General features: G+C 38.7%; 8 protein-coding genes. All 8 read right to left on the reverse strand.

Annotation, left to right across the window (positions count from 1 at the left end):
* Positions 1-4: 4 nt before the first annotated feature.
* Positions 5-2158 carry an endo-beta-N-acetylglucosaminidase H gene (locus SFA27_RS21955; RefSeq protein ID WP_407294907.1) on the reverse strand — a complete coding sequence of 718 codons (2154 nt, stop codon included), beginning with the start codon at positions 2156-2158 and terminating at the stop codon, positions 5-7.
* Between the two features lie 110 nt (positions 2159-2268).
* Positions 2269-3696: a glycoside hydrolase family 125 protein gene (locus tag SFA27_RS21960; RefSeq protein ID WP_407294908.1), complete on the reverse strand. Its 1428-nt coding sequence runs from the start codon at positions 3694-3696 to the stop codon at positions 2269-2271.
* Between the two features lie 31 nt (positions 3697-3727).
* Positions 3728-5959, reverse strand: a complete 2232-nt coding sequence (locus SFA27_RS21965; RefSeq protein WP_407294909.1) for a GH92 family glycosyl hydrolase — start codon at positions 5957-5959, stop codon at positions 3728-3730.
* A 128-nt stretch (positions 5960-6087) separates the two neighbouring features.
* Complete coding sequence (locus SFA27_RS21970; RefSeq protein ID WP_047376309.1) at positions 6088-7059, reverse strand: glycoside hydrolase family 130 protein; 972 nt, start codon at positions 7057-7059, stop codon at positions 6088-6090.
* A 29-nt stretch (positions 7060-7088) separates the two neighbouring features.
* Positions 7089-8390 carry an MFS transporter gene (locus SFA27_RS21975; protein ID WP_407294910.1) on the reverse strand — a complete coding sequence of 434 codons (1302 nt, stop codon included), beginning with the start codon at positions 8388-8390 and terminating at the stop codon, positions 7089-7091.
* A 175-nt stretch (positions 8391-8565) separates the two neighbouring features.
* Positions 8566-10188 carry a SusD/RagB family nutrient-binding outer membrane lipoprotein gene (locus tag SFA27_RS21980; RefSeq protein ID WP_407294911.1) on the reverse strand — a complete coding sequence of 541 codons (1623 nt, stop codon included), beginning with the start codon at positions 10186-10188 and terminating at the stop codon, positions 8566-8568.
* 10 nt (positions 10189-10198) lie between these two features.
* Positions 10199-13156: a SusC/RagA family TonB-linked outer membrane protein gene (locus tag SFA27_RS21985; protein WP_081995452.1), complete on the reverse strand. Its 2958-nt coding sequence runs from the start codon at positions 13154-13156 to the stop codon at positions 10199-10201.
* 379 nt (positions 13157-13535) lie between these two features.
* Entirely contained in the window at positions 13536-14414 is an 879-nt protein-coding gene (locus SFA27_RS21990) for a helix-turn-helix domain-containing protein (protein WP_047376302.1), read from the reverse strand.
* Positions 14415-14417 lie beyond the last annotated feature (3 nt).

The raw sequence follows: 14417 nt of genomic DNA on the forward strand, positions 1-14417 counted from the left end.
TTTATTATTTTACAATTAGTTTTTCGGATTGTTTTAAGCTTCCATCATGAGATTCAAACTGAACGATGTAGTTTCCTGCTGAGATTCTGCTCAATTCATATTGATTGTTTCCTGAATTCAGCGATTTTGTGTCTACAATTCTTCCATTAAAATCATATACCGTTAATTTTCCTTTGCTGTATTCATCCGGAACAGAAACTGTAAGTGATGAAGATTTGCTTACCGGATTAGGATATAGTTTTATTTGATTTTTAATGCTTGTTTGTCCTGCATTTATCGCCTTTTGACTTCCTGCGGTTCTAGCTAATAGTGAGCTTCCCGTTGTACATGGTACATCTGTTCCCCAATTGGAAGCGTCTACTCCTGTTAACGTTAAAGTCACACCATTTCCGGAAGTATCCTGAACTGTAGAACCACTTCCTTCATTAAACTTCCAGTAAGCAGCCAGTGAAGTGGCAGGAACAGAAACATTACACATATTCTGACTGATTTCCGTCTGGCTCAAGGCGCGTTTCCAAACTCTTACCTCATCTATTTTACCATTGAAATTTCTAGATGTATTATATAAATATCCTACGTTGAATGCACCTGTTGAATTCACACTTCCGGTCTGTGCTTTAGTTGCATCCAGAACACCATTGATGTAAATTTTCATATTGGCACCGTCATAGGTAGCCGCCACATGATACCAGGTATTGGCATTCAGAGCTGTTGCAGAAGCCAGTTTTTGCTGTACATTATTAATACTTACCACAAACTGAAGTTTATTATTAGCAAGGCTCGCATCTCCCAATCGTAAAAACGCAGAATTGCTGTCGCTTACTTCTGTTCCCATGATCGAGGAAATATATGGTGATGCTGATTTGAATGATGAAGGTTTGATCCATCCTTCAAAAGATAATGCAGAGCCGCTTAAATTCATGCTTCCGGCTGCTCCAGATTCACTGCTTCCATCCAGAGATAATGCGTAAGAACCTGTAGGCGTTGTTCCTGAAGTGCTTGTAAATCTTGGAGCAAACATATAGGCACTTTTCACACTGCAATTGGTTCTGATTCTCCAGTCATATTCGGTATTGGCTGTTAATCCGGAAATTGTTACAGAAGTAGAGCTTGTTGCAGACACAGCATTCGTCCATGTTGTTGAAGAAGCTGGTTTGTAATCAATATCATAAGTGTTGGTTCCTACGGCTGACCAGTTCAGTTTTGCGCTTGTTCCCGTAAGATTACTTGTGTACAACCCGATAGGCGCATCACAATTGGTTCCTTGTGTCCACGACTGTAAAGTACCGCTTAAAACAGTCTGCTCTCCGTATAATGTCTGAGTTCCTGCAGAAAGTTGTGACGTTTCATTCGTTCCATGCAAATCATACCACATGAATACTCCGTATCCTCCATTTTTGGTCTGTGTAGCAAGGCTAGTGGTTGTAGAATTGGAAGTGTTTCCCATCCATACAGCTGCCGGAGAGATTTGTGCTTTGGTAAGAGGAGGTACATTGGGTGCAGAGAATGTTCCGTACATTGCGTTCCAGCTGTAATTGACGTTGTCTCCTACTCTCGCTCCGTTCCAGGAAAGTCTTGAAGCGGCATCTCCATAATAATAGAATGAAATAATCTTATTGGGTAATAATGCTCTCAGCTCCTGAACAAGCATGACAAAAGAGCTGTCGTTAGGCTGGCCTGTTCCGTTTTTTCCATATTCTGAGTATTCATCATCAAAATCAATTCCATCAAGACCATAGGTATTCACTGTATTGGCAAGTTGCAATGCAAAGTCTTTTGCGGCTTCACGGGTAGGAAAATTACAGATCCCTGCACCCTGATGATTTCCCAGAATAGTCAACACTACTTTCATTCCTTTCTGCTGAAGCGGCTTTATGTAGGTATCTGCATTGGTAAGAACTTTGGTAACGTTGTTATTGGAATACAGATAAGCTCTTCCACGGCTGGTATCATAATTAATATTGGCCGCAAAAATATTTACAACATTAAACAGATAGCTATTCGATGTCTGCAGTTTGTACGCTCCTGCATTCAGGAGGTTGTTGTTATTCACTTCCACATAGCATATTCCGGTAGGATTAAGCTGCTGTGCGGTAATCAGAGAACCAGACTGAAGCATCATGGCAACCAGTGCGGTAAAGATGGATTTTTTTTTCATTGTATAATTTTTTTAAGGTGTTTTTGGTGTGTAAATTTTATATAGCATTCCCCTGATACCTTCTTTTTCGGGAAGGAATCTCAGATGAAAAAGCCATATAAAAGGGTGTGCTATGTCAGTAGCTCTGGGTTTTCGTTAAAGGTTTTCCATAGTAATTCTCCAAATAACGTGTTGGCCCATGCAAACCATTCTCTGGTGAACTTTTTGGAATCGTCTTTATGGAAGGATTCATGCATAAAGCCTGTTCCTCCATGCGTTTTCTGTAAGGTATCTATACACCATCTGATCTCACTTTTGTCTTTGGTAGTGAGTGCCTTCATTATGATACTCATTGGCCAGATCATGTCAAGCCCGATATGTGGACCTCCTATTCCTTCTGCCAGCTTACCTTTGAAGAAGAACGGGTTGTTTTCTGACCACACAAATTTTCTTGTATTCAAATAAACAGGGTCATCAGCTTTCACCGCATCCAGATAAGGTAATCCTAACAAACTTGGACAGTTTGCATCATCCATCAGATTGTAACTTCCGAAGCCGTTCACTTCAAAAGCATAGATTTTTCCAAATTCAGGATGATTGTAAATTCCGTATTTTTTGATGGCTGCCTCTACCTCATCAGCAAGGCTGTTCAGTTGTTGAGCCAACGTTTTTTCATTTTTAATTTGTGAAACCATTTCCGCTGCCTGGCGTAAGCTTACTACCGCAAATAAGTTAGAAGGGATCAGGAATCCGTAGATAGTAGCATCATCACTTGGACGGAACATAGAGCTGATCAATCCCACAGGCTTTGTTGGATAACCATATCCCCCCATAGGAACTCCATCTGTAGCCCAAGCTGTGGTACGCTCGAATTTGTAAGGCCCAAGATCATGTTTTCTCTGCTGTTCTGTAAAGGTCTGCAGCGTAAGTTTGATTCCTTTCAGCCAGTTGGCATCGAAAGGTTTGGTATCTCCTGTAGTTTTCCAGAAGTGGTATGCCAGACGGATAGGATAGCAAAGAGAGTCAATTTCCCATTTTCTTTCGTGGGTACCCGGCTTCATATCGGTATGATCATATTCTTTCCATTTACTGATCTTCTGATCGTCATTGTAGAAAGCGTTCGCATAAGGATCTTTCAGGATGAATGTCGTTTGTTTATGGATTACTCCTGAGATCAGCTTATGAAGTTTTTCATCTTTTTTCGAGAACTGCAGATAAGGGAAAACCTGTGCGGAACTGTCACGAAGCCACATGGCATCAATATCCCCAGTGATCACATAGGTATCCGGTGTTCCGCCGGTTTCCGTATAGTAAACAGTAGTATCCAATGTATTCGGGAAACAGTTTTCAAAAAGCCAGCTTAATTCTTTGTTTTTTACTTTCTTTTTAAAGGCTGCAATAGCACTTTCTACGGATTCGCTGGTAAAATGTCTTTTATCTTTAGGAACACGGACAACAGGAAAATCATCCAATACTAAATTTTTAGCAAAAACATTCTGAGTAAACAGCAATCCGGCTCCTGCCAGTGCACTTGTTTTAATAAAATTTCTCCTTTCCATTGATACTTTGTTTCGTTTATTTTTATTAGTCTTATTTTACAGGTTTGCTCCCCATTACGAATCTCAATTCACCACCGTTCATGATATCGCTGTGGTTCAGCTCCCAGCTTTTGTATTCTTTCCCGTTCAGGAACATTTTCTGTACATAAATGTTCTTATCAGATATTTTGTCTGCAATCACGGTAAACGTTTTTCCATTTTCAAGCTTTAAAGAAGCTTTCGGGAATTGTGGTGCTCCAATGGCATAAACAGGTTTCCCTGGCGTCACAGGATAAAATCCTAATGATGAGAAAATATACCATGCTGACATTTGTCCGCAATCCTCGTTATTCACGATTCCGTCTGGTTTAGCCGCATACATATTGTCACGGATATATTTTACCATTTTCTGAGTCTTGTAAGGGCTTCCTGCATAATTGTACAGGTATGGAACATGATGCCCCGGCTCATCCCCGAATCCTAGAGACCCGATAAATCCTGAGATATCTACGTGCTGCTCTCCTTCCATATGCAACGCTTCTGTAAAGGTTTTATCCAGTTTTTCTTCAAATCCTTTTTTCCCTCCATATAGATTCATCATTTCATCAATCTGGTGCGGAACAAAGAAATCGTAAGCCCAGATGTTTCCTGAAACCCAGTGTGGCTGAAGCTTTTTCCAATCGTTAAGGGTGAAATCTGCTAAGAATTTTCCGTCTTTCTGTCTTGGCCAGAAGTGATTATTTTCTTTATTGAAGGTATTCAGGAAGTTCATAGAACGTTTTTCATATACCTCTGATTCTTCTTTTTTACCTAATTTTTCAGCAAGCTGTTGAATACACCAGTCATCGTATGAATATTCCAGTGTTGCAGAAACAGAAGCTCCGTTTTCTGATGGGGTATAGCCTAATTTGATATAATCATTAAGACCGCCACCACCATCGCTGCTGCTCATTTTATCCGTTAAAGAAGCATCTTTCATCGCAGCAAATGCTTTTTCAGCATCAATACCAGGAACTCCTTTTGAAATAGCATCCCAGATTACCGAAGCACTGTGATATCCTAACATACAGAAATTATCATATCCGCAAAGCTCCCAGATTGGCATATGATCTTTACGATCGGTATATCTGCTGATCAGAGAGTTGGCAAATTCTTTCGTATGTTTCTGATCCATAATCGTCAACAGCGGGTGTGTTGCTCTGAATCCATCCCAGTAAGAATAGGTGCTGTAGTTGGTGAACCATTTTGTATTCATGTTTTCCTGAGCGGCAACATAGTCTCCATTAACATCCATATATAGGTTGGGTGCAATGAAGGTATGGTAAACCCCCGTGTAGAAAATTTTTCTCTGGCTGTCTGTACCTCCTGTCACCTGAAATCTGCCGATCAGATCTCTCCATGTCTTTTGAGCGGTTTCTTTTGCTTTTGCAAAGTCTACATTTGTTGCTTCTGTATCAAAATTTTCCTGTGCGTTTTCTGTACTCACCGGAGATAAAGATACTTTAACTTCAATGCTTTCCTGATCTTCTGTTGAGAATCTTACAAAAGCTTTAGCATCTTTGGCAAGGGCAATTTTTTCATCATTTTTGATTTTTCCGTCAGCATAAACGCCGTAAGACTTAAACGGTTTGGAAAACTCCATTACGAAGTAAGCAAACCGTTTACCTCCCCAGCCGTTGCTGTAGCAGTAACCTTTGATTTTATTATTGCCTTCCACACTTACTAAAGTATGGTAGATATTTCCGAAGATTTTGTTGGTAGGATCAATAATGATATTGGCTTCACTACTTTTCGGGAAAGTATATTTATGAAATCCGACTCTTGGGGAAGCAGTAAGTTCTGCTTTAATTCCGTAGCTATCCAGCATTACGGAATAATATCCCGGAGACGCTATCTCTTTATCATGGGTAAATTTTGAACGGTAGCCTGTTTCAGGATTTTCTTCAGATCCGGGAACCATTTTCACCTGTCCAACAGTAGGCATTACCAAAATATCTCCAAGGTCTGCCCATCCTGTTCCGCTCAAATGGTTATGACTGAATCCCATGATCGTCTTACTGCTGTAGTGATATCCGGAACACCAGTCCCAGTCGCCACTTTTAGTATTCTGATCCGGGCTCAGCTGTATCATCCCGAATGGCGTAGTTGCCCCCGGAAACGTATGTCCATGTCCACCTGTGCCTATGAAAGGATCTACCCAGGATAAAATATCATTTTTATTTTGCTGGGCATTGGCTACAGAAATCAGGGTGGTAAAAAAGCAGATTAACAGTTCTTTTTTCATGATAAGAGAGGTATCGGAGATTTTTTTGTTTAAAAGTTGGTTTAAAAATAGGAAAACCATTATAAAATTCCCAGAAAAAGGGAAAATTAAGATGATTAACCTATTTTCCTAAACTTTATATTACTGTATTAAATTGAATTTTTTTTCATAAAATCAATGATTTCTGAGATATACCCAAAGGCAATAGCAACCACGGTATCAGCAGCACCGTAATATACTGTTACTTTATCTCCTTCAGTCAATGCTGCACAAGGGAAAACCACATTCGGTACATCTCCTGTCAGTTCATACAATTCTGCTGGCGCCAACAGATAAGGTTTCGTTCTGTACAATACTTTTGTAGGATCTTCAAGATCAAGCAAAGCTGCTCCCATTGAATATCTGAATCCTCTGCAGGTATTGATCACTCCATGATAGAAAAGCAGCCATCCTTCTTCAGTTTTGATAGGAACCGGCCCTCCGCCGATTTTCGTGCACTGCCATGCACTGTCTTCAAAAGGAGTTACTTTCATCACACAACGGTGTTCTCCCCAGTACTTCATATCTGGGCTGTAACTGATATAAATATCACCAAAAGGCGTATGTCCGTTATCACTCGGACGGCTCAACATCGCATATTTACCATTGATTTTTTCAGGGAACAAAACACCGTTTCTGTTGAATGGAAGAAAGGCATTTTCACACTGAAAAAATTCTTTAAAATCAAAAGTATATCCAATTCCGATGGTAGGACCATTGTATCCGTTGCACCATGTGATCCAGTAGCGGTCTTCTATGAAGGTTACGCGGGGATCATATTTGTAATCGGATTCAATCATATCCGTATTTCCTGCCTGCATTTCAATAGGGTCATGGTTGATATCCCAATTGATTCCGTCTTTACTGAAACCAGCAAAAATATTCATCTGTACTGCTTTGTTGTCACAACGGAATACTCCTGCAAACCCATCCTCAAAAGGAATTACGGCACTGTTGAATATACTGTTAGATGTTGGTATCGCGTATCTGTTAATGATCGGGTTTTCGGAAAACCTCCACATGATATCATTGCAACCTTCCGGGCGATCCTGCCAAGGGATCATTACTGATTGAGCTGTCATAAAGTATTTTTACTTTTTATTTTTAATTATTATGAGTTGATTTGTTGTTCTTTCTGATTTTCCGGATGAGGGAAAGGAACGAATAAGGTGGCTAAAAATGCAGGAATGGTAGCAATCAATACCCAGATAAAGAATATTTTGTACCCGATCCAGTCACTGATCATTCCGCTGAACATTCCGGGAATCATTACGCCAAGATTCATAATTCCTGTTGCAAATGCATAATGGGCCGTTTTGTGTTTTCCGGGAGCTATCTGCTGCATCATGTAGAGCATTAAACCTACAAAGCCAAATCCATAGCCGAAATATTCTACTACCACGGCAATTCCTACCGGTAAAAGATCTGTCGGCTGATAATAAGCCAGTAATGCATAGACCACAAATGGAATATTGAATGCACAGCAAAGCCATATCAAAGATCTTTTCAATCCGCGGGCTGAGATAAAATATCCCGCCAGTACAGAACCTAAAATGAATGCTGCAGAACCGTATGTTCCGTAAATAAGTCCAATATCAGAAGTGGATAGTCCTAATCCTCCTGATGTCCTTGGCGCTTTAAAAAATAAAGGAGCAATTTTGATGGCAAACCCTTCTGCAAAACGGTATAGAATAATGAAAAGGATACACCACAGAATTTTCTTTTTGGTGAAGAAAGAAGTAATAACTTCCAACAGTTCTTCACGAACATTTCCTGCAGTTTTCCCATCTTTCTGCTCTTCTTTGTTTTCTTTTGGCAGAATGAAATAATGATAAATAGCCAATACAAAAAACAGTAATGCATAGATCACCATAATGATCATCCAGGCATGGGTAACTCCTTTTGTTTTTTCTAAAACACCTGCAAAATAAACAAGTGCACCACTGCTTATAATCTTGGCAAGATTGTAAAAAGCACCCTGCCAACCAATATATTTTGCTTGCTCTTTATTGGTAAGAAAGCCAATATACGTTCCGTCTGCTACCACATCATGGGTAGCTCCACAAAATGCCACTACTGCAAAAAGGGCAATACTGTATTTGAAAAAATCATGCATTGGCAGACTTAAGGCTACTAATGCAAACAGAACTCCTATCGCAAACTGAGTAAAAACAACAAAGAATTTTTTTGTTTTATAGATCTCCAGGAACGGACTCCAAAGAGGCTTTAATGTCCAGGAGAACATGACAAGGGCTGTCCAGAATGTAATCTGTGCATCCGAAACACCCATATCTTTATACATGATTCCTGAAACCGCATTAATGGTTACAAAGGGAACACCCATTGCAAAATATAATGTGGAAATCCAAAGAATTGGCTGAATCCGACGGGTTCCGGAGTTGTTTTTTCCCATATTTAAAAATAAGATTCTAAATAAAAGAGAACATCTCAACAATTCATTCAGGCTAAAAAAACGAAACTATAAATTTTTTGGAGATTCTACTCTATTCTCCCGCCTCAATGAATGTATCAAATAAAAATCTGATGTTGAGATGTCTCTTTATTAATGAGTGATTCTGAATATTTTTTTATTTCTTATCCCACCATAGTTTGGTACCTCCTGTATCAGGTCCGTTAAGCATTTGTGAGGCCTGCTGGTAATTATATAATGAAGTTTTGGTATCAACCGTGAAAGGAATTCTTCTGATCATTACATCTGTATTGATGGCTCCTCCACTATCATTTTTTCTTACCTTGAAAAGAATAGGATATCCTGTTCTTCTCTGCTCAGCCCATGCTTCCGGTCCGTTTGGATAAAGGGAAAGCCATTTCTGGGTAATAATTCTTTCTAATTTTCTTTCGTTGGTATCCCCGTTATTCCATGCAATCGTGATGGTACTTAACTGTGAATTTCCAACAGGCACATTGTTGTCTGCATTTTTCGGGTCAATATAAGGAGCTTCTGTGGATGTTGTATCAGCAAGATATGTTGCAACGCTTGCACTTTTCCCCCATTCTCCGAAAGACTGCTGAACTCCGGTAGTATAGTTGGTCTGAATATCACCTGCTCCGGCATAGCCTCTCAAAGCTGCTTCCGCTTTCAGGAACCATGTTTCAGCAGCAGTAAATAATTTCATTTTACCATCAGTACCGGAAAAATAATCTCCATTGGCAGATTTTGCCTGTGGTTGTGAGAATCCTCCGTAAGTTGATTTACCATTTAATAAATCAATTCCCTGGCGTATTCCTATATATTTCCCTTGCAAACCAGCATCTGATGCCGGAATAGCATATGCCGGAAGTCTTGGGTCATTGTATCCGTTCATATAAGCCATCAAAGGTGCTCCTATTAAACAGTCTCCCCATGAATAAATAATAAAGCTTAATTCTGACTGTCCTACGCTGATCAATGCATTGTCCGCATTATCCGTAATCAATCCTGCTGTTGAAGCCAGTGCCTCTTCTGCATATTGTTTAGATTTCGCCGGATCAGCATAGCTCATTCTCATCGCTAATCTCAGCTTTAGAGAATTAGCCAATTTTGCCCATTGTGCCATATTTCCGCCATACACAAGGTCAGCTCTCTTTAATGCCGCTTTATCACCTTCATTTCCTGTAGCAGGCATATTCTGTACTTTCTGCAAGTCCGTAATAGCCACAGTAAGATCATTGATAAAGTTTTGATATGCATCTTGCTGAGAATCAAAATCAGTTACCCCGTTTGCATTGGGGGTTTCATATTTACTATACACTACCGGACCATGATTGTCTGATACTCTTGCTGCAGTGATTACCTTTAAAATCTTTTTAACAGCAAATGTCCCTGTAAAATCTGTTCCAGGATAGAAATTTTTTGCAGCATTATCGATGATGATGGAATAGTTGAAGATATCCTGCTGTCTGGCAATAATCCTGTTATTCCACCCATCCATCATAAAATAAGTCATATTGTTCTTGCCCCCATTAAACGGGGTTGCTGTACTGAACATACCACTGAACATATCCGCACTTAGATTGGGATACAGCTGATAATCTGACTGAAGACCTCTTTGAAGGGATTTTAAAGGATTAACAACCGCGTTGTAATCCGCATACATATTTTCAGGATTCCCAAGCTTTTCCTGGTTATACTGATCTAGATCACTGCATCCTGAAGCAGCCATCAAGACTGCTGCACCCAATACCAGTGTTTTAATATTATTGAATTTCATTTTCGTTAAATTAGAAGTTAGCCTTTAATGATAGTCCGATTGAGCGTGTAACTGGAAGTCCAAATGAATCAACTCCTACCCCGCCCGGTGTATTTCCTGATACTTGTTCCGGATCAAACGGTGCTTTTTTATAGAAGAAAAATAAATTGGTTCCCACTAAGCTTACCGTTGCATTTCTCATGTATTTTGATTGGATATCAAAGCTGTATGAAATGGATGCCTGACGTAAACGCACAGTTGTAGCACTGTACATATAAGCTTCGTCAATTCCTGTTCCCATACCACCGGCACCACCTGTTCTCTTATAATATGCTTTTGCATCAGTAACGCCATTATAAGCCTGCCCTGCTAAAGGTGTCCCCGGAGCATATACCGCGTTTGGAATGGATACTCCACCAGCATCTCTTGCATCGGCAGTAGTCTGGCTTACCCCATATAAATCATTAGCTTTTTCAGTAAGAGACAATACTTTACCTCCAAATTTACCATCGATAAGGAAAGATATTCCAAGTTTACCAATATTAAAAGAGTTATTAAAACCTAGAATAAACTTAGGATTTGGATTGCCCAAATATTGAGGATCACCCGTAGTACCTAATGGAACTCCATTTTCATCTACTAAAACACGTCCCTGATCATCTCTTTTGAATTTAACTCCGTAAAGATCTCCAAAAGATCCTCCCAGTCTCAGTTTTGTAAAATCTCCACCACCAGTTAATGAGAAAAGTTGATTTTCTGAAATAGGCAGAGTTGATGGGAATAATTCAACAATTGTATTTTTGTTTGCTGAAGCATTCACTGTAGTTGTCCATCCGAATTTTTCTGTCCCGAAAACTTTGTATGATAAAGACGCTTCAAAACCTGTATTGCGAATTTTTCCTGCATTAATATAATATGAACCTGATGGAATCCCACCAAAGTTAGAGCCTATAGTAGTCTCCAACAACTGGTTGCTGGCATTAGAGTTATAATAAGTTAGATCAAAATTTAACCTGTTGCTAAACATTCTCAACTCAGTTCCTGCCTCAAAAGTTTTATTAAGTTCCGGACGAGGAATAAGGTCTGGGCGGCTGGTAACAAATGAACTTTTCGGATATACAATCGTTCCTGCATCTACCCCATAAGAATATGCATTATAATAGGCAACCATTGCATTAGAAATATTGGCTGGTAATCCCAATCCTACAGTTGCATAAGATCCTCTTACTTTCCAGAAATTAATAACTTCAGGAAGTTTGAAAACAGAAGATAATATAGCATTAGCTCCCACAGACTCATAATCAAATCCGCTTCTTCCCGTTAATGCCAAAGTAGAATCCCAATCATTTCTAAAGGTCATATCTACATAAAACATATTCTTATATCCTACCGAAGCACTTGCAAAGACTGATCGCACCTGTTTTTTCAGATTCCAGTAGATATTATGATATCCATCTCCCGGGCTTCGATCTACATTCCACTGCAGGTTATTTACTGCAAACAAATTGGGATTTGACAAATAAGCATTATCAATCTGTGTTACTTTATTACTTGTGGTATTCACACTTCCTCCAACTGTAAAGTCTAAGGAAATTGATTCACTTAATTTTGGACTACCAATCAACAGGACATCACCATAGGTAGAGGAATTTTCATACACGTTTTTAAGCATTCTTCCATTTTGTCCTCCTGCTAATAAGCTCGGTGCTGAATAGGCTGAAATATCACGCTGACTGTCTGAACTATTCCAGCTATAGTTACCTCTTACTCGTGCTGTTAACCATGGATTAATCTCATAAGATAATGAAACAGCGCTGTATGCATTTTTATTTTTAACCGTAACCGGATTTCTGTTTAAAATCCAATATGGATTTTGGGTTTCCGGGTTTCCTTTGAAACTTCCGTCTGGCTTTACCTCCCACCAGTTTTGTGCAGGTAAAAGTCTCTTTTTATCTATGAAAGAATAATTGTCAGGTCCATATTGATCAAAATCTACCCCTCTTGGCAGCCAGTACAAACTCGTTAAAGGAGAAAAAGAAGCTCCCGGCGTTTGTCTGTTTTTACTATCTTGTAAGGAACCAATGAAGTTAGCATCCAATGTCAGTTTATCATCAAGAAACTTACTTGAATTCCTGAAAGAAACGTTATACTGATCAAAATAAGACATTGGGATCACCCCTTTATTGGTAGTATTTCCAATGGAAAAATAGTTGGTTGATTTTTCGTTTCCGGATTGGAAAGAAAGACTGTTTACCCATGTTGTTCCGGTTTGAAGAAAATCTTTAAGATAGTCTTTTGAAGCACCTTTTGCTCCCCAGCTCTCAATATTATTTCCTGGAGATTGAGCAGGATCAGATGGATCGTAAGATAAATAGCTATGCTGCAGTTTTGGTAGACTATAAGCTCTTTCTGCCGTTAAGCTTGTGCTGTAAGAGATAGAGCTCTTACCTATTTTCCCTTTTCTCGTGGTAATCAAAATAGCTCCGTTTCCACCTGCTGAACCATATAATGCTGATGCTGAAGCCCCTTTCAGAAAGTTGATGCTTTCAATATCATCAGGATTGATGGAACTTAATACATCTCCCGGGTCCGGCATATTGGCATATTGGCTTATATCTGTAGACTTTCCTGTTCCATTGATGATTGGAATACCATCAACTACATACAATGGCTGGCTGTTTGATACAGACTTATTTCCTCTCATAATCACCCTTACTGAGCTTCCTACCCCATTGGTTCTGTTGATCTGTACGTTGGATACTTTTCCATTGATCGAATTTAATAGATTGGGAGTCTTCACTTCTGTAAGCTCATCCCCGCCAATCTGCTGACTGGAATACGTCAAAGAGCGGGCCTGCCTTTTTATCCCCAAAGAGGTGACTACGACCTCCTCAATAGTGTTTGTCTTCGTAGTGTCGGCTGATTTTTTCTCCTGTGCATTCGCAGTAAGTGAAAAAACAAACAGAACGGGTATAACTGCTTTTCTCATAAGGTATAGATTCGTTAGATTTAATTGAGAATCAATTACATTGCTTTATTTTTCAATACAAAAAAAATTATTGTTTTTTCAACAAAATTTTGCCGTTTATGTATTAAATTATTTAAAGTTTTGTTAAGATTTAATTCACATTCACAAATCTAAATTTTGTAACCAGTCTGATATAATACTATTTTATCATAAAACGATATTATTTTTTCAGCAATTTTATTTAAACCCGATTAAACCTTTAAATATCAACAAAATACACCTGATTAAATTCTATCAAAAAAAGAGGATTTATCTTACTTTTTTATCAAAAAAAAACGGATATAAATACCCGGTTTTTTATTGAATTAATCATGCATAGAAAGCGAATTTTAAAAGCGTGTTATTCAATTTTTTTCACTCCTTTAAATTGCTCTTTAAATTCAGTAGGAGTTGTCTTTTTGATAGACTTAAATACTTTATTGAAGTTGGCAATATTATTAAACCCTGCTTCAAAAGCGATTTCAAAAACGGTAAGGTTTTTTTCCATCAGCCAACGTGCTGCATAGCTGATTCTTATTTCATTCAGATAGTTAATAAATGTTTTCCCAGTTCTTTTTTTGATAAATCTGTTGAATGTCACATTGCTCATATTCACCAATGAAGCTACTTTATCCAGGGTTATCTTATTTTCAAAATTTTTGTGTACAAAATCATGTACAACTTTCATTTTATCATTATCAGCAAAGGTTTCAAGTTCAATGCTATATGATGACAAAAGCGTTTTATTTTCTGCAACTGCCAGCTCATTCAGAATCTTCATAATTTCTATGAAAGATTCAAAACTGTTCATTTTTGATAAATTGAGAAACGAATCTTTTAGTTTCTCGGCAGTTTCGGAAGAAAAAAGTATTCCTCTGATGGAGTCTTTCATCAGATTGTTAATGGGTTTCAGAATATTTTTCTCCATCAGTGACTGTTGAAAGAAATCCTGGTTAAATTGTATTGTGATTTCGTGGGTTTTCCTGTTTTTGCATCTGTAATTGGCCCAGCAATGTGGTAAATTGGGTCCTACCAAAACCAATTCAATGTTTCCTATTTCTCCGGTGTGATCTCCAACCATTCTGCGGTATCCTTTTCCTTTGTAGATAAAGTTGATTTCAATTTCCGGATGATAGTGATACGGAAAGTCAAATGAAGCCTTGATCCTGTCAAACACAAGAAAACTGTCCTCAGGAGATAGTGGAGTTATTTCTCTCAGAATATTTTCTAATTCACTCATGCA

This window comes from Chryseobacterium sp. HR92, assembly GCF_045689405.1.
GTDB lineage: Bacteria > Bacteroidota > Bacteroidia > Flavobacteriales > Weeksellaceae > Chryseobacterium > Chryseobacterium viscerum_A.